General features: G+C 72.0%; 20 protein-coding genes and 1 pseudogene. 6 read left to right on the top strand and 15 right to left on the bottom strand.

The genetic code is table 11. The features are described 5' to 3' along the window. Window positions 1-73: 73 nt before the first annotated feature. Together HC028_RS16155 and HC028_RS16150 are read right to left on the bottom strand one after the other, a co-directional pair. Window positions 74-1,483, bottom strand: a complete 1,410-nt coding sequence (locus HC028_RS16155; RefSeq protein ID WP_168078139.1) for a sensor histidine kinase — start codon at window positions 1,481-1,483, stop codon at window positions 74-76. A gap of 23 nt (window positions 1,484-1,506) precedes the next feature. Further along, complete coding sequence (locus tag HC028_RS16150) at window positions 1,507-2,193, bottom strand: response regulator transcription factor (protein ID WP_168078138.1); 687 nt, start codon at window positions 2,191-2,193, stop codon at window positions 1,507-1,509. 27 nt (window positions 2,194-2,220) lie between these two features. Here HC028_RS16150 and HC028_RS16145 point away from each other — a divergent pair, with 27 nt between their 5' ends. The 6 genes from HC028_RS16145 (at window position 2,221) to HC028_RS16120 (ending at window position 7,519) form a co-directional block, all read left to right on the top strand. Beyond that, window positions 2,221-2,802, top strand: a complete 582-nt coding sequence (locus HC028_RS16145; protein WP_168078137.1) for a hypothetical protein — start codon at window positions 2,221-2,223, stop codon at window positions 2,800-2,802. A gap of 577 nt (window positions 2,803-3,379) precedes the next feature. Beyond that, window positions 3,380-4,729 carry a transaminase gene (locus tag HC028_RS16140; protein ID WP_168078136.1) on the top strand — a complete coding sequence of 450 codons (1,350 nt, stop codon included), beginning with the start codon at window positions 3,380-3,382 and terminating at the stop codon, window positions 4,727-4,729. A 159-nt stretch (window positions 4,730-4,888) separates the two neighbouring features. After that, window positions 4,889-5,224, top strand: a complete 336-nt coding sequence (locus HC028_RS16135) for a type VII secretion target (RefSeq protein ID WP_239075532.1) — start codon at window positions 4,889-4,891, stop codon at window positions 5,222-5,224. 56 nt (window positions 5,225-5,280) lie between these two features. Then, on the top strand, window positions 5,281-6,486 hold the full coding sequence (locus tag HC028_RS27095; protein WP_203981370.1) for a WXG100 family type VII secretion target: 1,206 nt from the start codon (window positions 5,281-5,283) through the stop codon (window positions 6,484-6,486). After that, complete coding sequence (locus tag HC028_RS16125) at window positions 6,483-6,809, top strand: hypothetical protein (RefSeq protein ID WP_168078134.1); 327 nt, start codon at window positions 6,483-6,485, stop codon at window positions 6,807-6,809. The genes HC028_RS27095 and HC028_RS16125 overlap by 4 nt, the downstream gene beginning before the upstream one ends. Further along, window positions 6,809-7,519: an enhanced serine sensitivity protein SseB C-terminal domain-containing protein gene (locus HC028_RS16120; protein WP_168078133.1), complete on the top strand. Its 711-nt coding sequence runs from the start codon at window positions 6,809-6,811 to the stop codon at window positions 7,517-7,519. The genes HC028_RS16125 and HC028_RS16120 overlap by 1 nt, the downstream gene beginning before the upstream one ends. A gap of 97 nt (window positions 7,520-7,616) precedes the next feature. On the opposite strand, the gene HC028_RS16115 is transcribed toward HC028_RS16120, so the two are convergent. The 13 genes and pseudogenes from HC028_RS16115 to HC028_RS16055 form a co-directional block, all read right to left on the bottom strand. Continuing rightward, window positions 7,617-8,048, bottom strand: a complete 432-nt coding sequence (locus HC028_RS16115) for a hypothetical protein (protein WP_168078132.1) — start codon at window positions 8,046-8,048, stop codon at window positions 7,617-7,619. 160 nt (window positions 8,049-8,208) lie between these two features. Further along, on the bottom strand, window positions 8,209-9,066 hold the full coding sequence (locus tag HC028_RS16110; protein WP_168078131.1) for a sirohydrochlorin chelatase: 858 nt from the start codon (window positions 9,064-9,066) through the stop codon (window positions 8,209-8,211). Further along, window positions 9,063-9,665 carry a precorrin-8X methylmutase gene (locus HC028_RS16105; RefSeq protein ID WP_168078130.1) on the bottom strand — a complete coding sequence of 201 codons (603 nt, stop codon included), beginning with the start codon at window positions 9,663-9,665 and terminating at the stop codon, window positions 9,063-9,065. The genes HC028_RS16110 and HC028_RS16105 overlap by 4 nt, the downstream gene beginning before the upstream one ends. Then, a complete protein-coding gene (locus HC028_RS16100; RefSeq protein WP_203981372.1) occupies window positions 9,662-10,723 on the bottom strand; it encodes a HoxN/HupN/NixA family nickel/cobalt transporter in 1,062 nt (353 codons plus the stop codon). Before HC028_RS16100 ends, HC028_RS16105 begins: the two co-directional genes overlap by 4 nt. A gap of 20 nt (window positions 10,724-10,743) precedes the next feature. Next, window positions 10,744-10,902: pseudogene (locus HC028_RS16095) on the bottom strand (4Fe-4S binding protein); the annotation flags it as partial. Beyond that, on the bottom strand, window positions 10,890-12,593 hold the full coding sequence (gene cobJ / locus HC028_RS16090) for a precorrin-3B C(17)-methyltransferase (protein WP_168078128.1): 1,704 nt from the start codon (window positions 12,591-12,593) through the stop codon (window positions 10,890-10,892). The gene cobJ and the pseudogene HC028_RS16095, both read right to left, overlap by 13 nt. Beyond that, window positions 12,590-13,753, bottom strand: coding sequence for a precorrin-6y C5,15-methyltransferase (decarboxylating) subunit CbiE (gene cbiE / locus HC028_RS16085; protein ID WP_168078124.1), 1,164 nt, complete (start codon window positions 13,751-13,753; stop codon window positions 12,590-12,592). Before cbiE ends, cobJ begins: the two co-directional genes overlap by 4 nt. Continuing rightward, entirely contained in the window at window positions 13,750-14,886 is a 1,137-nt protein-coding gene (locus tag HC028_RS16080; RefSeq protein WP_168078122.1) for a cobalt-precorrin-5B (C(1))-methyltransferase, read from the bottom strand. The genes cbiE and HC028_RS16080 overlap by 4 nt, the downstream gene beginning before the upstream one ends. Then, the gene (gene cobM, locus HC028_RS16075) at window positions 14,879-15,679 is read right to left on the bottom strand and encodes a precorrin-4 C(11)-methyltransferase (RefSeq protein WP_168078120.1); all 801 of its coding nucleotides are present in this window, start codon (window positions 15,677-15,679) and stop codon (window positions 14,879-14,881) included. Before cobM ends, HC028_RS16080 begins: the two co-directional genes overlap by 8 nt. Then, window positions 15,676-16,392 (bottom strand): precorrin-2 C(20)-methyltransferase, encoded by a 717-nt coding sequence (cobI, locus tag HC028_RS16070; protein ID WP_168078118.1) that lies wholly within the window; start codon window positions 16,390-16,392, stop codon window positions 15,676-15,678. Before cobI ends, cobM begins: the two co-directional genes overlap by 4 nt. Beyond that, on the bottom strand, window positions 16,383-17,717 hold the full coding sequence (locus HC028_RS16065; protein ID WP_168078116.1) for a cobyrinic acid a,c-diamide synthase CobB: 1,335 nt from the start codon (window positions 17,715-17,717) through the stop codon (window positions 16,383-16,385). The genes cobI and HC028_RS16065 overlap by 10 nt, the downstream gene beginning before the upstream one ends. Continuing rightward, window positions 17,711-18,325: a cob(I)yrinic acid a,c-diamide adenosyltransferase gene (gene cobO, locus HC028_RS16060; protein WP_168078114.1), complete on the bottom strand. Its 615-nt coding sequence runs from the start codon at window positions 18,323-18,325 to the stop codon at window positions 17,711-17,713. The genes HC028_RS16065 and cobO overlap by 7 nt, the downstream gene beginning before the upstream one ends. After that, entirely contained in the window at window positions 18,325-20,295 is a 1,971-nt protein-coding gene (locus HC028_RS16055) for a VWA domain-containing protein (RefSeq protein ID WP_168078112.1), read from the bottom strand. Before HC028_RS16055 ends, cobO begins: the two co-directional genes overlap by 1 nt. Between the last annotated feature and the right edge of the window lie 37 nt (window positions 20,296-20,332).

Genomic DNA, 20,332 nt, shown 5'->3' with positions numbered 1-20,332 from the left:
AACCTGGGCGGTCAATTCCGCAGATCTACACGCACCCGATCAACGCCCCAGGCCGATCAACACCCCAGGCCGATCAACGCCGCAGTCGGTCGGTCCGGAAGCCGGCGGGGCCTTTCTCGTCCCGCCGCCGTCGCCGCTCCGCCGGATCCCGCGACAGCCGCCCGACGAAGCCGAACCTGCTCGACGCCGGCGGCGTCCACTCCGCGTCGGCCAGGAGAACGACGATGCTGGCGCCACCCAATCGCCCGCGGGCGATGTTGACGGTCCCGTTCGCCGTGTACGCGACCCTCTTGACGATGTCGAGGCCGAGCCCGGTGGAGCCGTGGTTGGTCTCGCCCCGCCGCAGCGCCCGGTCCGGGTCCGCGATGCCGGGGCCGCCGTCCTCGACCGTGATCGCCACGTACCCGTCCCGCCGGGACACCGTGACCTCCAGCGGCACGCCCTGCGGCGTATACCGGAAGACGTTGCCCAGCAGCGCGTCCAGCGCGGCGGCCAGCTCGGCGCGCGCCACCGGCACCGGGGCTGGGGCGTCGACGCCGATCGCCTCGCAGCGCCGCCCCTGGTCCCCCGCGACGGCCGACCAGAACTTCATCCGCTCGCGAACGACGTCGCTGGCGTCACACCGGCTGTGCTCGCCCGGCTCGGCGGCGGCAGCGGCGGCGGCCGCGGCAAGGCGCGGCTTGCGGGCGGCCCGGATGATCTCGTCGACCTCCAGCTCCAGGTTGCCGATGGCGTGCCGGATGCGCTCCGCGGCGTGGTGGTCGTCGAGGGTCTCAGCGTCCAGACGCAGCGCGGTCAACGGGGTACGCAGCCGGTGCGACAGATCCGCCACCAGTTCCCGCTCGTCGGCCAGCAGCGCCTTGACCCGTTCAGCCATGACGTTGAACGCCAGCCCTGCCTCGGCGAGCTCCCGTGGCCCGCTGGGCTCCACGCGTACGTCGAGCTGGCCGTTGCCCAGCGCGCTGGCCGCGTCGGCGAGCCCGCGCGCCGATCCGACCACCTTCGCGGCGAGCCGGTCACCGACCCACACCGACGCGACGACCAGGCCGAGCGCGACAGCGGTCAGCGCGTACCAGGCGACGTGCACCCCCCGGGTCAGCTCGCCGCTCGGGATGAACACCTCGACCACGGCGTTGCGGTTCTGCCCGATATCAACCGGCTCCAGGTACGACAGGCCGCCGGGTACGTCCGTGACGACGGTCTTGAGCTGGCCCGCAGCCATGGCGATCTCTTCGGCACGGGCGTGCCGTTGCCCCACGCTGCCGCCGCCCAGCCCGTGCACCGCCACGCGGCCTGCGGCCGGACCGCCGGCCGCCGCGATCGCGCGGTCGACCGCGGTCGGATCGGTGGTGGTCATCAGGACCGCCACCACGATCGCGGTCTGCCGCTCCGCGTCCGCGAGCGCCCGCTCCCGCGCTAATTGCGCGACGACCAGACCGAGCGGGATGAGGAACGCGAGCGCCACCATGGCCGTCACGGCCATGCAGAGATACGCCAGCGCTCGCCTCAGTCCGGTGCCATGAACTTGAAGCCGACCCCCCGCACGGTGTGTAGGTACTTCGGTTTCGCCGCGCTCTCGCCCAACTTGCGGCGTAGCCAGTACAAGTGGACGTCGATCGTCTGGTCCTCGCCCACCGACGGTTGCCGCCATACTTCCTCCAGCAGCTCTCGCCGTGATACGACCCGACCCGGCCGGGCAGCCAGGTATGCCAACAGGTCAAACTCCTTGCGGGTCAACGTCAACGGCTGGTCGTCAAGGTACGCCTGGCGCTGGCCGAGATCGACCCGGAGGGCCCCGGCATCGATAACGGCTGGTTCCTCGCGACTGGCCCGCCCGGCCCGCCGCAGCACCGAGGTCAGCCGGGCGTCCAGGTGGGCGCTGGTGAACGGCTTGACCATGTAGTCGTCCGCGCCGGCCTTGAGGAGCCGGACGATCTCCGCTTCATCGTCCCGAGCGGTCGCGATGATGATCGGTACGTCGGCGATGCCGCGCAGCATGCGCAGGGCGTCCGCGCCGTCGAGGTCCGGGAGGCCCAGGTCGAGCACGATCAGGTCGGGTGTGTCCGCCGCCACTCTTCGCAGAGCGTCCAGGGCTGTCCCCACCGCGTGCACCGTGTGACCACGGTCAGTAAGGGAACGCATCAGGGCGGCGCGGATGATGTGGTCGTCCTCGACCAGTAGGACCGTGGCCATGGTGAGCACCGTATCTGGTGGTGCAAGATGGGTCGCGTGCACCGACGGCTCGCCTACCTGCTCGCATGGTCCGTAGCAGCGATGATTACCGTCAGTGCTGCATGGCTCGGGATCCGGTCAGTGCTGGTCGCCGCCGCACCGACACGTCCCGCCCCCCTGGCGGCCGCCCAACTTCGCCGGGTCGCTCCGCTGACCCAGCCCAGCTCGTCGGCTAGCCCCTCCTCCTCGACGTCTTCCTCGACCGGTGCTCGATCACCGGGGACGGGGCCGTCGTCCGGTCCGGCGGCCTCCGCCCCAGGGACGCCCGACCCGGCGGCGTCCAATCCGGCAGTAACCAACCCGGCGGCCAGTTCCGCCGGCACCTGGCAGGCCGACGGCGCCGGCTTCCGGCGCACGTTCCGCACGATCGGCGGCGACGTGGGCTTCTTCACGGCGAAGGACGTGGTGCAGGTCGCGTCGAGCAGCCCGAAGCCCGGCTACACGGTCAACGTGACCCGGTACGGCCAGGATTCGGTGATGGTGTCGTTCTTCGGCAACCGCAAGACCTCCCGGGTGTGGGTCCGCTGGTGGAACGGGCCTTACGGCGAGGTCACCGAAAGCGTCGACTGATCGACGTAAGTGGATTCGGGCCGTGAACGGGTTTCAGTTGTTGCCCGAATGCACATCTCATTGGCATGACCGGCGCCAAGTACCGCCGCGTGTAATGATCTTGGCAGAGCCGGTGGGGTGCGCCTGGCCGGACGCGCACCCCACCGGCATTCTGTTGGGGAGGAAGGCTTCTACGGCAGCGGATGCCCGGCCAGAGCGTACTCGACCTGAACCTGCCGCAGTTGATCGCTCGCGCCAGGCAGTCGAGGGCGCTGGTGACTACCGGGGGGCCGACGCGCCCTCTGCCGGCCGCACTGGACGAGGCGGTAGGCCGGTCGCCACCCGGTCGGGCGCCGACAACGGTACGCGACAGTACCGATGGTCAGCGCTCCTTGGTATCCGCGCATCAACAGCTCCTCGAAGCCCGACCGGGACGCGACCAGGCTGGCCGCCGAGATGAGCACCGATGTAAGCTGATGCCCCTTCTAATGTCAAGGTTTGTTAACTGCTAACGCGGATATCGCTGAATACCGATTCCACCGCTACCCTTCCAGCGAACCCAGTAGAGATCATTTTTGTGTCGCCTTCTGGAGGGCTGATGGACCGCAGCCGACTTGCCGCATTACTGCAGCGCGAGCGGAACAGCTACGCGCAGCGCAACCCGCGGTCGGCGGCGGCGTACGCGCGGGCCGAGCACCTGTTCGGCCGCGTACCGATGACCTGGATGAACAAGCAGGCCGCCGGCTTCCCGCTGTACCTGCAATCCGCGCGCGGTAGCCACGTGACCGACCTCGACGGTCACCACTATGTCGACCTGTGCCTGGGTGACACGGGCGCCATGGCGGGACACAGCCCGGCTCCGGTCACCGAGGCGGTCACGCGCCGGCTGGCCACGCTCGGTGGCGCGACGGCGATGATGCCGACCGAGGACGCCGAGTGGGTGGGCGCCGAACTGACCCGCCGGTTCGGGCTGCCGAGATGGAGCTTTTCGCTGACCGCGACGGACGCCAACCGCTGGGCGATCCGGTTGGCGCGCGCCGTCACCGGCCGCTCGAAGATCCTGGTCAACAGCTACTGCTACCACGGCAGCGTCGACGAATCACTCATCGTGGTGGGCGAGGACGGCGACGGCGTCAGCCGGCCAGGCAACGTCGGCGCGCCGTGCGATGTGACACTGACGAGCCGGGTGGCGGAGTTCAACGACGTTGAAGGGCTCGCGCGACAGCTCGCCCACGGCGACGTCGCCGCGGTGCTCATGGAACCTGCGCTGACCAACATCGGCATCGTGCTGCCCGAGCCGGGCTACCTCAATGCGGTACGGGCGTTGACCCGCCAGCACGGGGTTCTGCTCATCAACGACGAGACACACACGTTCTCCGCCGGGCCGGGCGGCTGTACCCGCGCCTGGGCCCTGGCGCCGGACATCGTCACGATCGGCAAGGCGATCGGCGGCGGCGTGCCCATCGGCGCGTACGGCCTGTCCAGCGAGTTGGCCGACGCCATTCTGCGCCGCGACGACCTGGACCTGGTCGACATGGGCGGGGTCGGCGGGACCCTCGCCGGCAACGCACTGTCGATCGCCGCCGCGCGGGCCACGCTCGAGCACGTGCTGACCGACTCCGCGTTCGCGCAGATGACGGCGCTCGCCACCACGTTCACCGCAGCGGTGACCAAGGTGATCGAGGCCCACGACCTGCCCTGGTCTATCAGCCAACTCGGCGCCCGGGCGGAGTACCGCTTCGCGCGCCCGGCACCGCGCGACGGCACCTCCTCCGCACAGGCTGCCGACGCCGAGTTGGAGGACTACCTGCACCTGTACCTGGCCAACCGCGGCGTACTGCTCACCCCTTTCCACAACATGGCGCTGATGTCGCCGGCGACGACCGCCGCGGACGTGGACCGCCACACCGAGGTGTTCACAGCCGCCGTCGCGGAGCTCATCGCGTAGGTCTACCCCGGTCCATCGCGAAGGTACGACATTTCGACGGGCGTTCCCGGCGTCGGCCGAGGATGGATCTTGCCGTGTTTCGATCCATGGCTCTAGGTTCTGAGGCGCCGGCACACCGGACCGCCGGCCGCGATACGCAGACAGAGAGTGGGGTCCGTGATGGGCACTGAGGGTGGACTGGTCCAGTTCCCAGTCGCCGTCGTGCAACAGCACGCGGGCACGGTGGACCGGGTGTCCGACGCGGTGGAAACAGCGCGTTCGGCGGTGCATGCGGTCACCATGGACGCACACGCCTACGGCCAGTTGTGCCAGTTCCTCCCCGCGCTGCTGAACCCCGTATTCGGCCTGGCCGTCGACACCCTGTACCGAACCGTCGACTCGCTACAGGAGACCGCCACCAGGCTGCGAACCGCGGCGACGAACACCGAGTACACCGATGTGAGCAGCGCGCAGCGAATGAACGCCGCCGGTCCCCGAATAGAACTGCCCCTGTGAGCAACCCGCTCGTCGCACCGGCGCACACCTCGACGACCTGGTACACCGGTCTGGGGTTGGTCGAGGACGCGGCGCAGATCGCGGAAGGCATCCAGAACGACAGCTGGGTCGACGGCACGCTCGGCGCGGTTGGCGGAAGCCTCGATACCCTCGCAATGGTTGTCGACCCGCTGGGTTCGCTCGTCGCGTGGGGCGTTTCGTGGCTGATGGAGCACGTCAGACCACTCAAGGAAGCCCTCGACTGGCTCGCCGGAAATCCGGATGAAATCTCCGCCCACGCTGCGACCTGGGAGAACGTTGCGCGGTTCACGCGCGAGGCGCGGCAGCAGTACGCGGATGGAATCAACAGCGAGACCGCGTACTGGGTGGGCGAATCCGGTGACGCCTACCGCGCGCACAGCGGGATGCATCTGTCGGTCATGGACGGCATCTCGACGGCCGCCCACGGCATCTCGTACGCGGTGCAGGGCGCCGGCCTGCTCGTCGCCATGGTCCGGGGCATCGTTCGTGACCTCATCGCGCAGGTCGTCGGCACGCTCGCGGCGCGGTTGCCGCAGTGGCTGGCTGCGGAGGGGTTGACCCTCGGCCTTGCCACTCCGGTGGTCATCGGGCAGGTCAGCGCCCTGGTCAGCCAGTGGGCCAACAAGATTCAGCGTTTCGTCAGAGCGCTCCTGAACAGCCTGCGGCGACTGCAGCCCCTGCTGCACCGGCTCGGCGAGATCCTGACCGAACTCAAGCACCTGCTCGACACGTTGGCCCGCTCGAACCCGTTCAAGCGAGGCGGTGGGGCGGAAGGATTCCGCGACCCGCTGGCCCCGCACAGTCGCGAGACCTATCAGTACAACATGGTCGAAGATCCCGGCCCGCTGGCCGAAATTCGGGGAACTCCGGCGGCTAACTTCGCCGGCGGCCGCTACGACGCGGTTTCGCTGCCTGAGGATCGGGTCTTCTACCGTGGCGGCGACAGTCAGGGTTCCCCCTTGGGTCAGTGGTTCAGCATCGAACCTCCCCGATCGGTCGCCGAAGTTCGGATCGACACGGCGGTACGCCCCCAGTGGATCAACCCCAAGACTGGCGAATGGGGCGGCACCTCTCCTGTTGATACGGTCTACGCCGTGAAGATTCCCGCCGGCACCACGGTCTATCCTGGCCCCGTGGCCAACCAGGGCGGCATGTATGTCGGCGGCGGCCATCAGGTCTTCATCCCCGAGCCGTGGAAGAACAAGGACGTCGAGCCGGTGGGATCGGAGCCGCTCCCGTGATGTCAGACGCCCTCAAATCGCGGGTTGAGAACGCTCGCCGGCTTGCTGCGGCGCTCGCCACCCTCGTCGGAGGTGAAGGTCGCGAAGGTGCGGTCTGGTACCGGAGGCTCCGGGACATCGAGACGGTTCTCGGTGACATCGGCCGGCCGGCCCGGGACCTGCTGCGGGATGCAGCGGAGATGCTGGATTCCCTGTACGAAGGACCCCGCAACTTCTCCGACTTCCACATTTACCGCGACGATCCGGCAGCGCGGTTCGATGCGAACGAGGAACTTTCCACGCTGGTCAGTGAATTGACCGCGGCACTGAGTACGGAGAGATGATGGCGTTCCCCGCGAACAGGTTGGAATCGGCTCTCGCCAGCCTGCGGGCCGGGGCGGGTTCGGTGGACCAACTGTTGCAGGCGTTGGCCGACAGCCAGTTGTGGGTTCCGCTCCCCGACGGTGTGGCCGAGGGCGCGCAAGCGCGGCTGCCCGTCATGGTCATCGACGAACAGCCGTACGTCGTCGTGTACACCTCTGCCGAGCAGTACGCCCGGGGTGCGGGCCAGCAGGCCCACATGGTGATCAGTGGCCGCGAGCTGGCCGGGATCCTGGCTGAGATGCTTGGCCTGGCCGTCAACCCTGGCGCCGAGGCTGGCCTGCCGATCCGGCCCGAGGGCGTTCGGTACCTACGAGGTGGCCGCCGGACGATCCCCGCAGGCCAGCAGATCCGGCTCGGGGATCCCGCCGAGGAGCCGCAAGCACTGCTGGCCGCACTGGCCACCGCGTTCGAGGCCGTCCCGGCGGTTATCGTCGCGCGGAGGGCGCTGGCCCAGACCGGCGACGAGCCACCATTTCTTCTCATCGGCGTCGAGGCCGACCAGAGCGTCGGCGACTGGCGAGAGGCCGCCCTCGCCGCGGCCAACGCGGCGGTAGCAGCAGCGCCGCCGCCGCTCGCCGTCGATACGGTCTTCCTCGACGACGCGACGGACCCGGTCACCGCGTGGATGCTCGCCCACACGGAGCCGTTCTACCGGCGCCCCACCGGCTGACCGCGCCGCGGCCTCTCCGGGAGCCCAGCCCGGGCCTCTCCGGGAGCCCAGCCCGCGAGGACCGCCGGCGCGCGCTCGGCGCCTACCCCGACGGAGTCTAGGTAGCCGGCGCTTCCGAGGAGTCCGCCGGCGACGGCGAGGGCGAGTCCGACCCCGTCGGTGAATCCGTCGGCGACTCCGTATGCGACTCCGACTGCGACTCCGGCTGCGTCGGCGCCCCCTGGTCCGGAGTGGTCGGCGCGCCGTTCGGCGACGGTGCATCGGACGGCACCGGATCGGTGGTCGGGATCCCCGACGGTGGGGGCGGAAGGAGCGGCTCGGACGTCGGGATGGCGGGCGGGCTCGCGCTCGCGCTGGTCCCCGTGGACGTGCCGGGCGGGTCGCGGTGCCCCCGCAGACTCTGCACCATCAGGGTGCCGACAACCAACACAGCGGCGACGAAGGCGGCCCCGACCATGGAGTTCCGGGGGGTCATGGCAGCCCGGACGGCTGCCAACCGGGCGCGGGCGCCGTACTCGGGAGTCGGCATCGCGGCGCTCCTCTCGGATACAGCCGGCGTGGCCCGGTCGCCGGTACGGGCCAGCACATGCCCGCAGCCGTCCTGATAAACCCCGTACGACTAAACCCCGTACGACCGGCCTGAGGTGTCGGACGTGCTGCCCGCGTGGCGACTATTTCCCCAGCAAGCCTCAGTGGTGGTGATGTGGATGAGCATGGTCGTGCGGATGATCGTGCGGCTTCTGCGGCGCGCCGACCCGGTGCTCGTGACCCGGCAGAGCGATCCGGTACAGGCACGTGTCGCAGTTGGCCCGTGCCTCGCCGCGCAGCGCCTCCTCGTACCGCTCGATGACCAGCGACGCCAGTCCGTCACAGTCGCCGATCACCTCGGCGCAGTCGACGCGGACGGCCGTCTGCGCAGACCAGGCCTCCGACTGAGCGACGACCCGGCGCGGCAGAACCCCGGTGAACAGGAAGTACGGCAGCACCGCGATCCGCTTGGCCCCGAGCAGCCGGCAGCGCTCCAGGCCGGCCGGCACTCCGGGCTCGGCGAGCGAGATGAACGCGTACTCGACGCCGGCGACCGGCGTGGTCTCGGCCAGCAGTCGGGCGGCCCGGGCTACCTCCGCGTTGGCGTCCGGGTCGCTGGATCCCCGACCGACCAGGAGCACCATGGTCTCCGGATCCGGCGAGATCTCCGCGAGCCGTTCGCGCAGCAGGGCGAGGATCGTGGGGTGCGGGCCGAGCGGTCGACCGTACACGAAGGACAGCCCATTGTGGCGCTGCCGTTCGCGGGCCAGGGAGGCCGGGATGTCGCCCTTGGCGTGCCCGGCGGCGACCAGCATGAGCGGCACAGCGGCGACCCGCCGCGCACCGCCGGAAATCAGCGCGTCAACGGCCGACGGGATCGGCGGGTCGGACAGTTCGATGAAGCCCCCGGCGACAGGCGCGGCCAACAGGCCGTCGACCCGCTTGACGAACTGGCGGAACTGCTCGGCGCCGGCCTCGTCGGCGGTACCGTGCCCGGCTATCAGCAGTGGGGTGGTCATGCGAGTGGGTCTCCGTACAGCAGGGCGTTGACCGCCGCGGCGGCGACGGCCGAGCCGCCCCGCGCGCTGACGTTGGACAGTTGGGGCAGGCCGGCGGCGCGCAGCGCGGCCTTGGAGTCGGCCGCTCCGACGTAGCCGACGGGCAGCCCGACGACGAGCGCCGGGCGTACCTCGCCGGCCTCGGCGAGGCGGATCAGTTCGAAGAGCGCCGTCGGCGCGTTGCCGACGGCCCAGACGGCGCCGTCGGGCGCCGCTGCTGCGGCCAGCCGGATGGCCGCCGCCGAGCGGGTCAGACCGGTCTCCGCGGCCAGGTCGCGCGCCGCCGGGCTGCTCACCAGGCAGACCGACGGGTACCTGGTGATGCCGGCGGCCACCATGGCGACGTCGACGACGAGCGGAGCGCCCGCGCCCAACGCGGTGGCTCCCGCCTCCAGGGCCGCTTCGGACGCGACGAGATCGTCCAGCCAGCCCGGATCGGCCGTGGTGTGGATGATCCTTTCGGTCACGTCACGGGTCCGGGGCGGCAGCGCTGACGTGTCCACAGTAGAACGCAGAATCCGGTACGACTCCGCCTCGATGGGGTGCACCACCCGAGTCACGACGTGTACCTCTCGTCGAAGCGGCCCAACTTCCACACGGCGGCCGCACCGCCCCAGGCGAGCACGAAGGCGCCGACGATGAGGTAGCCGAGGAGTTCGAAGTGGTCCGCCAGCTTCCCGTACGTCTCGATCAGGCCGCCGACTCCGGCGAGCTCGTGGACCAGTCCGGCGAGGTACACCGACGCGACGAACAGCGCGACGAGCACCGTCATGCTGGTCGTCGCCAGGTTGTAGTACAGCCGGCGGGCCGGGTGACGGTACGCCCACGAGTACGCCCGCGTCATGAGCAGCGAGTCGGCGGTGTCCATCGCGGACATCCCGGCGGCGAACAGCAGGGGAAGCGTGAGGATCGCGAGGGCCGGCAGCGTGCCCTGCGATGCCGCCGACGCCTGCAGCGACAGCAGGGTCACCTCGCTGGCGGTCTCCAGACCGAGGCCGAACAGCAGCCCGACCGGGAACATGTGCCAGCTGGAACGGATGAGGCCTCGTATCCGACCCCCGAGCATCCGGTTCATCAGGCCCCGGTTGACCAGTTCCCGGTCGATGGCGGCCTGGTCGACCTCGCCGCGACTCAAGCCCCGCCACAGCTTCCCCATGCTCGCCAGGACCGTCGCGTTGAGCACGCCGACCAGCAGCAGGAAGCCGATCGCGACCACGGTCGCGATGATGGCCCCGGTCTGCTCGAACGGCTCGACGTTCAGAGTGCGTGCGGCGAACGCGACGACCAGCGCCAGGACGACGACGACGGCGGAGTGGCCCATCGCGAAGAAGAAGCCGACGCCGACGGGGCGGCGCCCGCGCAGCAGCATGAGCCGGGTCGTGTCGTCGATGGCGGCGATGTGGTCGGCGTCGAACGCGTGCCGGATGCCGAGCACGTACGCGAGAGTTCCGGCGCCGGCGAAGGCGCTCGCCGCGGCGAGGCTGCTGCTGTAGTACAGGTACAGCGACCAGCCGGCGATGTTGAGGAGCACGACGGTCGCGACGATGCCGGACAGTCGCACCCGTTCGGCTCTGGTCCACGCCCCGGTCGTCGGCACCTGCGCTTCGCGAACAGTCACGCTTCCTCCTCAAGGATGTCGATCGCATCCACCGGGCAGACCTCGACGCACTCCCCGCAGAGCGTGCAGAGGTCATCACGGACGTACAGGCGCCCCCCGTCGGGGCGGATCGCATGGGTGGGGCAGGTGAGCAGGCAGGCTCCACAGCCCTGGCAGGCTGTGATGGTCACGGTAGCCATCGGTACTCCCGAGGGGTCACCATTCTCCCGCCGATGACCTCGGTGCGGGTGGACCCGACCAGAACCACGGTGAACATGTCCACAACAGACGGATCGGCGGCGAGGTCGGCGAGCGTGGTGACGGTGACCCGCTGATCGGCGCGGCTGGCCTGCCGGACGAGCCCGACCGGCGTGGCGTCGGGCCGGTGCTCGCGCAGGATCGCGAGGGCCTCGTCGAACTGCGCCTGCCGCTTCCGGCTACGCGGGTTGTACAGGCATACCACCAGGTCGGCGGCGGCAGCGGCGCGCAGCCGCTCGGTGATGACCGGCCACGGCGTGTGCAGGTCCGACAGGGAGAGGTACGCGTGGTCGTGGCCCAGTGGCGCCCCGAGCAGCGCGGACGCGGCGAGAGCGGCGGTGATCCCGGGTACGGCCTCGACGTCGACGTCGTTCCCGGCCAGTTGCAGGGCCGGGGAGGCCATCGCGTACACGCCGGCGTCGCCGGAGCCGATCAGCGCGACGGCGTGGCCGGCGGTGGCCAGTTCGACGGCGGTCCGCGCCCGCTCCTCCTCCGCACCGAGGCCGCTCGCCTCGATCCTGGTGCCCGGGGTGAGGAGGTGGCGCACCTGGTCGACGTACTGGTCCAGGCCGACCACGATGCCGGCGCGGCGCAGTGCTGCCGTCGCGCGCGGCGTACGCAGGTCCTCGGCGCCCGGCCCGAGCCCGACGATCGCCAGGCGCCCGCGCGGGGTCAGCCGGGCGACGGCCACGGTCGCCATGGCGCTGGCGCGCTTCGGCGCGATGAGGTCGGCGCTTCGTCCCGCTTCCCGGGCCGCTGTCAGCGCGGCGGCCTCGGCGACGCTGGGCGTGCCGACGGCGGCGTTGACGACCTCCGACGGGTTCGGCACGTCGACCGTCCTGAGCGTCTCCGCCGGGTACGTGAGCAGCGGCCATCCCCGCCGCCGCGCCACCTCGACGATGCCCGGCTCATCGGCCTTGAGGTCGACGGTGGCGAGGGCCCGGACCGACTCGGCGACGACGCCGGCCTCGGCGAGAGCCTTCGCGATCAGCTCGTCGATCTCGTCGGCGGGCGCGTTGCGGCTCGCACCGACCCCGACGACGAGCGACGGCGGCCGGTAGACGAGGTCGCCGTCGGCATCCACCCGGTCGGAGATCACGAGCGATCTCGGCTGGTCGGTCGAGCCGCCAGCCGCGAGCGCCGGCAGCGGCCACGTCTGGTCGGACTCGATGCGCAGCGGGGTGCCGCCGAGCACGGCGGCGGTCACCCGGGCGACCGGCGCCGGGTCGGCGAGCCGGAAGCCGAGGTCGGCGCCGTACGTGTCGAGCGGCGTCACGCCGCTCGCGTCCGTGGCCGTGGTGACGACCGGCTGCGCGCCGAGCACGGCGGACACGCGCGCGGCGAGGTCGTTGGCGCCGCCACCGTGCCCGCCCAGCAGCGCGACGGCGAACCGGCCCGACTCGTCGACGCACACGACGGCCGGATCGGAGTGCTTGTCGCGCAGCAGCGGCGCGACGAGGCGGACGGTGGCGCCGGTGGCGAGGAAGCAGACCAGGGCCCGCGAGCGGGGCCACGAGTCCCGGATCTGGTCGGCGACGGGTCCGTCGTAGATGGTCGTCTCTTCCGGCCACGCAGCCGCGAGGCGCGATGCCAGCGCGCGGCCGGCCGCCGTCGCGGTCACCAGTGCGATCATGACCGCTCTCCCCACACCACGTACACCGGGTTCGTCGCCTCCAGTCGGTGCACCCCGCCGGGTAGCGGGGCCAGTCGATTCGCCTGTAGTTGGGTACCGCCGGTGCGGTACCCCGCCACCGTCAGCACCTCGAGCGCCGGGCCGACGCGCTCCACCGCCGCGTACGCGGCCACCACCCGGTCCGGGCTCCGGTCCAGGCACGCCACGAGCACCGACGCCCCTCCCCCGCCGACGAACACCGCATCCGGGTCGGGCAGCCCGGCCAGCGCGTCCGGGGCGTTGCCGCCGACCACGGTGACGTCCACGTTGAACGCGGCCGCGTTGCGCCGCACCCGCTCGCAGCCATCCGCGTCCCGCTCGACCGCGATGACGGCGGCGCCGAGCCGGGCGCACTCGACTGCCACCGATCCACTGCCGGCGCCGATGTCCCAGACGAGATCGCCGAGGCGGGGACCGAGGCGGGCGAGCGCCAGTGCCCGTACCTCCGCTTTTGTGATCATGGAGTCGCGGTGGGCGAAGGCCGCTTCGGGCAGCGCCCACCCGGCGGGGCCGGGCTGAGTGCCGGCGACCCAGCGCGGCGAAGGCTCACTGTCGTCGCCGAGAACCAGAACCACGTTCGGGTCGGCCCAGTCGCCGTCCGGTCCGGTGATCCGCTCGTCGGGCATGCCGAGGCGGGAGACCACCACGATCCGGCGCGGAATGCCGGTCAGCGCTTCCGCCAGTTCGCGCGGGCCCGCGCCGGGCGCGGTCAGCACCGCCACCTTGCGGTGCGCCCGGCAGGCGTTCACCGCGCGGCGCAGGTCACGACCGTGCGCGGAGACGACGAGGGCGTCGTCCCAGGGCAGGCCGATCCGGGCGAACGCATGGGCCACCGACGACGGCGCCGGCACCACGGCGGGTCGCAGGCCGGCGCGGCGCAGGGTCGCGACGATCCCGAAGAACCCGGGGTCTCCGCTGGCGAGGACGACGGCATGACCGTCGTGGCTGGACAGTCGGGTCACCGCCTCGGCGACATTGCCCAGAACAATCCGCTCAACGTCGGTCTTCACCGCGTCGAGGTGGCGCGCCGCGCCCACGACGAGGGTCGCTCCGGCGAGGAGCGCGTCAGCGCCGGGCGGCAACGGACCGCCGTCGCAGCCGATCACGGTAATCGCGCTCATGAAACCCACCCGGGATCGGTCGCGGCGACCACGGTACGCCCGGTGAAGTCGACCATCGCCACGTCCGCGCTGATGGCGCCGTCGACGAAGGCGACGAGCACGTCGCGTACCCGCTGGCACAGCAGCTCCCCGGCGGCGCGCAGCAGGCCGGCGGAGTCCCACAGTTCGTACGCGTGCCGGGCGGTGTTCGCGGCCGCGACCTCGGCGATCAGGTCGTCGGAGCCGCCGGCGGCGGCCGTCAGCCGCCCCAGCAGCCCGGTGTCGACCGCGGAGCGGGTGTAGTGCGTCATCAGTACGCCCGCCGCGAGCTTGGTGAGCTTGCCGGCCATGCCGACGAAGACCACCCGGCTGATCCCCCGCTCGACGGCCCGGCGCAGCGCCGCCCCGGTGAAGTCGCCGACCTCGATGAAGCACACCTCGGCCAGGTCCGGCAGCAGCGCCATCGCGCCCTTCTCGGTACGGCCGCCGGTGCAGAGCACGATCGTGTCCTCGCCCTGCGCGGCGGCGACCTGGACCGCCTGCTCGACGCTGGCCCGCCACGAGGCGGTGGAGAACGGCCGCACGATCCCGGTCGTGCCGAGGATGGAGATGCCACCGAGTACGCCGAGCCGGCGGTTGGTCGTCTTGCGCGCCATCTTCTCGCCGCCGGGCACGCTGATCACCACGCGTACGCCACGCTCGCCGACCACCTCGCGTACGGCCTGGGTGATCATGGCGCGGGGTACCGGGTTGATGGCCGGCCCGCCGACGTCCAGGCCGAGGCCCGGCTTGGTGACGACGCCGACGCCTTCGCCACCGTCGAGTTCGACGCCGTCGGTCGTGGACCAGGACACCGTCGCCGTCAGGTGGGCGCCGTGCGTCACGTCGGGGTCGTCTCCGGCATCCTTAACCACAACGGCGCTGGCACCGTGATCATCCCGCGAAGCGAACTCCACCGCGAACGTCACCCGGCGACCACTGGGCAGCGCGACCTCCACCCACGCCGGCGGCTCGCCGTCCAGCAGTAACTGAGCCGCCGCCTTCGCCGCGGCCGAGGCGCAGGTACCGGTCGTCCAGCCGGTACGCAGCGCCTTCGGGCGCACCTTCGCGGTGCGCGGCAGGTCGGGCTCGCGGAGCGAGGGGATCTCATCCACTGCGTCCCCGCAGGGCGGCCCGGGCCTCGCGCTCGGCCCGCCGGAACCCGTGGAAGTGCCCCGGGTGGTACAGGTGACTGCGGGTACCGTGCGCGTCGAGCGCCGGGCCGACGAGGAACAGCGTGTGCTTCCACAGCTTGTGCTCGCGTACGGTCTCGGCCAGGGTGCCGATGGTGCAGCGCAGCATCAGCTCCTCGGGCCACGTGACCCGGTAGGCCACCACGACCGGGGTGTCGGCGTCGTAACCGCCGGCCTGGAGCTCCTCGGCAAGCTGCTTGGCCCGCGCGGCCGACAGGAACAGCGCCATGGTCGTGCCGTGCCGGGCGAACTCGCGGACGCTCTCCCCCGCCGGCATCGGCGTCTTACCGCCTTCGAGGCGGGTGAGGATGACGGACTGGGCGATCTCCGGGACGGTCAGCTCCCGCTGTACCGCGGCGGCGGCGGCCGAGAACGACGAGACTCCGGGGATCACCTCGACGGCCAGGCCGAGGGAGGCGCACTGGTCGAGCTGCTCTTGCATCGCGCCCCACAGCGCCGGGTCGCCGGAGTGCAGGCGTACGACGTGCAGGTCCTCGGAGACCGCTCGCCGGTAGATGTCCACCGTGGATTCAAGGGTCAACTCGGCGGAGTCGACGATCGTAGCGCCGTCACGCGCGTACTCGAGCACGTCCGGGTGGACCAGGCTGGCGGCCCACACCACGATGTCGGCGCGCTCCAGCGCCCGGGCGCCCCGCACCGTAATCAGATCGGCGGCACCCGGCCCGGCTCCGACGAAGGTTGCCCGGCCACTCATAGTTTTCCTCCTCGGCTGTGCCGGCGCGCCGGCAGCAGGACGGTGGCCAGGTACGGGCCGACACCATCCACATCAGACAACGGGCGGACCCGCTCGTCAGCCAGGCCCAGGTGCTCGCCGTACACGGCGTCCCGGCCGGCCTCCTTCGCGATCTCCGCGATCTCCGGCAGCCGCCGGCCACCCTTGTACACGACGACGGTGCCGTCGCCGGCGAGCGCGTCCCGCAACGGCTCAACGCCGCGGGTCAGCGGCAGCAGCGTCAACGGCTCGGTGCCCTCGACCAGCGGCGTACCCGACGCCGCGGCCATCGCCTGCATGGCGGTGATCCCGGGGATCGTCTCGACCTCCACCTCGGGCACCAGGTCCCGGACGGTCTGCGCCAGGTACGCGAACGTCGAGTACACGTTGGGGTCGCCGATCGTCGCGAACGCCGCCGTGCCTCCGGTTGCGCGCAGCCACTCGGCCACCCGCTCCCCGGCCGCGTCCCAGTGCCGCTCCCGCCGCGCGGTGTCGGAGCGCTCGTTGAGCGCGAACACGAGCCGCTCGATGCGCTCGTGCGAGGCGTGTGCGCGGACGGTCGTCTCGGCCCGCCCGACATCAGCAGCGTCGAGGACGGGCACGAAGACCCGGCCGGCGGTGGCGAGGACGCGCACCGCCTTGAGGGTCACAAGCTCAGGGTCGCCGGGGCCGACCCCGACTCCAATCAGGCGCATGCTTTCACCAGCCGAGTAGCGAACTCAGGGGTCGCGGCCCAGTGCAGGTGCAGATAGGACGCGTGGACGTTGCCGGCGACGAACCCGTCGGGCGGCGCGTCGCGCCATGCCCACGCCGGGGTCTCGCTGCCCGGGGACACCGCGGTGCGGTGGAACTCGTGCCCGGTCACCCGGGTGCCGACCGGCGCGAGCCAACTCGGCGAGACCGCGACCGCGTCGCGATATCCCAGGGTCAGGCGCGGCGTCATGGCCGCGTCGGCGTCGAGCACCCCGCACATCGGTGCGCCGTCGAGGGTGCGGCACAGCCAGAGCAGGCCGGCGCACTCGGCCGCGATGGGTCCACCCGACGCCGCGAGGGCGGCGACCGACGAACGCAGCGCCACGTTGGCGGACAGCTCAGCCGCGTACACCTCGGGGAAGCCGCCGCCGACGACGAGCCCCCGGGTTCCCTCGGGAAGGGCCGAGTCGTGCAGCGGGTCGAACATGGCGACCTCGGCGCCCGCGCCGCGCAGCAGTTCGACGGTCTCCGCGTACCCGAAACTGAAGGCCGGACCACCGGCCACGGCGACCACCGGACGACGCTCGACGGGCTGCTCGACCTCGGGTGACCACGGCGTGGTCGGCAGCGGCGCAGCCGACCGCGCCACGGCGAGCACGGCATCGAGGTTGACCGAGGACGTGACGACATCCGCGAGGGCGCGCACCGCGTCCAGCGCTTCCGCGCGGCGCTCCACGGCCGGCACGAGCCCCAGGTGGCGCGATGGCGCGGCCACCGCGTCGTGGCGGTGCAGCGCGCCGAGGACCGGCGTGCCGATCTCTTCGAGCGCTGCGCGCAGCAGGTCCTCGTGGCGCAGCGAGCCGACCCGGTTGAGGATGACGCCGGCGATGCGGACCTTGTTGCCGAAGCTACGGAAGCCGTGCACGAGCGCGGCGACCGAACGGCCCTGGGCCGCCGCGTCGACCACGAGTACGACCGGCGCGTCCAGCAGCCCGGCGACCTCGGCCGTCGAGCCGTGGTCACCGGCGCCGGTGCGCCCGTCGTACAGGCCCATCACGCCCTCTATCACCGCAAGGTCGGCGCCGGCGACGCCGTGCGCGAACAGCGGCGCGATGAGGTCACGTCCGACGAGTACGGGATCGAGGTTGCGGCCGGGCCGGCCGGCGGCGAGCGTGTGGTAGCCGGGGTCGATGTAGTCCGGACCGACCTTGAATCCGGCGACGGTGAGGCCCCGGGCGGCGAACGCCGCCAGCAGCCCGGTGGCGATCGTCGTCTTGCCGTGCCCGGAGGCGGGCGCGGCGATGACGATCCTCGGGGTGTCTACCACTCGATGCCCTGCTGACCCTTGCGCCCGGCGTCCATCGGGTGCTTGATCTTACCCATCTCGGTGACGAGATCGGCGGCCTCGACGAGCGCCGGCGCGGCGTCCCGGCCGGTGATCACGACGTGCTGGTTGCCGGGCCGTTTCCGCAGCGTCTCCACCACGTCGGACACGTCGACCCAGCCCCACTTCAGCGGGTACGTGAACTCGTCGAGCACGTAGAAGCGGTACCGCTCGGCGGCGAGGTCACGCTTCACCTGCGCCCAGCCCTCGGCGGCCTCGGCGGCGTGGTCGCGCTCGCTGCCCTCGCGCTGGATCCACGACCACCCCTCGCCCATCTTGTGCCAGGTGACCGGCGCGCCTGCGCCGGTCTGCTGGTGCGCGTTGTGCAGGGCCTTGAACGCCGACTCCTCGCCGACCCGCCACTTCTCGGACTTGACGAACTGGAAGACCGCGATCGGCCAGCCGGCGTTCCAGGCGCGCAGCGCCATGCCGAACGCGGCCGTGGACTTGCCCTTGCCGACGCCGGTGTGCACGGCGAGCACGGGCTGGCGGCGCCGCTGGCGGGTGGTGAGGCCGTCGTCGGGTACCTGCTCCGGCTTTCCCTGTGGCATCAGGCGGCCCTCCGGATAGTGATCGCGTCGAGCGCGTCGAGTGGGATGTGGTCGGCGTCGAGGGCGCTGGCCAGCTTTCGCGCCAGCCCGAGGCGTACCGGGCCGGACTCGCAGTCGACCACCACGGCCGCCGTGCCCGCGAGGGCCGGGGCGACCGTCAGCGGGTCGACGCCCGCGGTGGCACGCCCGTCGGTGACGACCACCAGCAGCGGGCGGCGGTGCGGGTCGCGGCGGCGTTCGGCCGCAAGGGTGCGCGCCGCCGCCTGCAGGCCCGCTGCTAGCGGGGTACGCCCACCGGTGCGCAGATCTTGCAGCTTCGCCACGCCGACCTCGTGGCTCGTGGTCGGCTCCAGGACCGCCTGCGCGCCCGCGCCCCGGAACGTGATCATGCCGATCTTGTCCCGCCGCTGGTACGCGTCGCGCAGCAGCGACAGGACGGCGGTCTTGACGGTCCGCATTCGCTGCCGGGCGGCCATCGAGCCGGACGCGTCGACGACGAAGAGCACGAGATTCGCCTCGCGGCCGACGTGTACCGCCTCGCGGAGGTCGGGTCGGCCCACCCGCCGGCTGCCGCGCGCGGCGGCGGCTCTGATCGTCGCGGGCAGGTGCACACTGGTCAGCCGGCCGGCCGGTTGCCGGGCGCCGACGACGCGGCCGGTGCGGGCGTACGCCGCCGACCGACGCCCCGCCGGACCGCCGACGCCCCGGCCGGGCACGCGCAGCGCCTTCGGCCGGTACGCGGCGCCGACCGGGGCAGGCTGCCGGGCGCCGTTGGCGGAACCGTCGTTCGCGGACTTCTCCGGCGCGGCGTCGGCCTCGGGTGCCGGGCCGCTCTCGGGCGCAGGACCGCTGTCGGGGGCCGGGCCGCCATCGGGACCGCTGTCCGGGCCGCCACCCGGGCCGCCCCCGGGCGGCGGGTCATCGTCGGGGTCCGGCCGGTTCTCCGCAAGCGCCTCTTCCAGGCGCTGCTCGTCGGTGCCGGGCGGGTCGAGCGGGTCGCGGCGGCGCCGGTGCGGCAGCGCCAGCCGGGCGGCATCGGCAACGTCGGCGGGCGTCACCTCGTCCCGGCCGTCCCACGCGGCGAGAGCGATGGCCGCCCGGGCGACGACGATGTCGGCCCGCAGCCCGTCGACGCCGTAGGACAGGCAGATCCGGGCGATCCGGTCCAGTTCGGTGTCGGGCAGGCGTACGTCGCCCAGCCGCGCGCGGGCGATGGCGATGCGCGTGGCGAGCGCGGCATCCTCGGCCGTCCAGCGGGCGGCGAAGCCGGCCGGGTCCGCCTCGTACGCGAGCCGCCGGCGCACCACCTCGGCGCGCTGGCCCGGATCGTCCGGCGCGGCGACGGAGACCACCAGGCCGAACCGGTCGACCAACTGCGGGCGGGGCTCGCCCTCCTCCGGGTTCATCGTGCCGACCAGCAGGAAGCGAGCCGCGTGCTGCACCGACACCCCGTCCCGCTCGACGTGGGCGCGGCCCATCGCGGCGGCGTCGAGCAGCAGGTCGACCAGGTGGTCGGGCAGCAGGTTGACCTCGTCGACGTACAGCACGCCCCGGTGGGCGGCGGCCAGCAGGCCCGGCTCGTACGCCTTGACGCCGTCACCGAGCGCCCGCTGCAGGTCGAGCGCGCCGATCACGCGGTCCTCGGTGGCGCCGACCGGCAGCTCGACCAGCTTGGAACGGCGTCGCAGGGTCGGGCCGACCGAGCCGTCAGGCCCCTCCGGGGCCGTGTCGTGCGGGCCGTCCGGGCAGGAGGCGTCGGGCGCGGCCGGGTCACAGGCGAACCGGCAGCCCTCGACGACGTCCACCTCGGGCAGGAGGCCGGCCAGGGCGCGGACGACGGTGGACTTGGCGGTGCCCTTCTCGCCGCGTACGAGAACGCCGCCGATCGCCGGCGAGACCGCCGTGAGCAACAGCGCCAGCCGCAGGTCGGCGAGGCCGACAACGGCGGAGAACGGGTACGGCGGGATCATCCGCCGGTCAGGCGCGAAAGCATGCGCTATCCCTTCC

Origin of the sequence: Planosporangium flavigriseum (assembly GCF_011947225.1) — a bacterium.
GTDB classification, from domain to species: domain Bacteria; phylum Actinomycetota; class Actinomycetes; order Mycobacteriales; family Micromonosporaceae; genus Planosporangium; species Planosporangium flavigriseum.
Note: the sequence above shows the minus strand (reverse complement) of the source record. Positions and strands in the feature narration are given on the sequence as shown.

Bases quoted from the DNA above. Each gene is read 5' to 3' on its own strand.
- HC028_RS16155 (WP_168078139.1), bottom strand. From the start codon at position 1,483: ATGGCCGTGACGGCCATGGTGGCGCTCGCGTTCCTCATCCCGCTCGGT.
- HC028_RS16150 (WP_168078138.1), bottom strand. From the start codon at position 2,193: ATGGCCACGGTCCTACTGGTCGAGGACGACCACATCATCCGCGCCGCC.
- HC028_RS16145 (WP_168078137.1), top strand. From the start codon at position 2,221: ATGGGTCGCGTGCACCGACGGCTCGCCTACCTGCTCGCATGGTCCGTA.
- HC028_RS16140 (WP_168078136.1), top strand. From the start codon at position 3,380: ATGGACCGCAGCCGACTTGCCGCATTACTGCAGCGCGAGCGGAACAGC.
- HC028_RS16135 (WP_239075532.1), top strand. From the start codon at position 4,889: ATGGGCACTGAGGGTGGACTGGTCCAGTTCCCAGTCGCCGTCGTGCAA.
- HC028_RS16120 (WP_168078133.1), top strand. From the start codon at position 6,809: ATGGCGTTCCCCGCGAACAGGTTGGAATCGGCTCTCGCCAGCCTGCGG.
- HC028_RS16115 (WP_168078132.1), bottom strand. From the start codon at position 8,048: ATGCCGACTCCCGAGTACGGCGCCCGCGCCCGGTTGGCAGCCGTCCGG.
- HC028_RS16110 (WP_168078131.1), bottom strand. From the start codon at position 9,066: ATGACCACCCCACTGCTGATAGCCGGGCACGGTACCGCCGACGAGGCC.
- cobJ (WP_168078128.1), bottom strand. From the start codon at position 12,593: ATGATCGCACTGGTGACCGCGACGGCGGCCGGCCGCGCGCTGGCATCG.
- cbiE (WP_168078124.1), bottom strand. From the start codon at position 13,753: ATGAGCGCGATTACCGTGATCGGCTGCGACGGCGGTCCGTTGCCGCCC.
- cobM (WP_168078120.1), bottom strand. From the start codon at position 15,679: ATGAGTGGCCGGGCAACCTTCGTCGGAGCCGGGCCGGGTGCCGCCGAT.
- cobI (WP_168078118.1), bottom strand. From the start codon at position 16,392: ATGCGCCTGATTGGAGTCGGGGTCGGCCCCGGCGACCCTGAGCTTGTG.
- cobO (WP_168078114.1), bottom strand. From the start codon at position 18,325: ATGCCACAGGGAAAGCCGGAGCAGGTACCCGACGACGGCCTCACCACC.
- HC028_RS16055 (WP_168078112.1), bottom strand. From the start codon at position 20,295: ATGATCCCGCCGTACCCGTTCTCCGCCGTTGTCGGCCTCGCCGACCTG.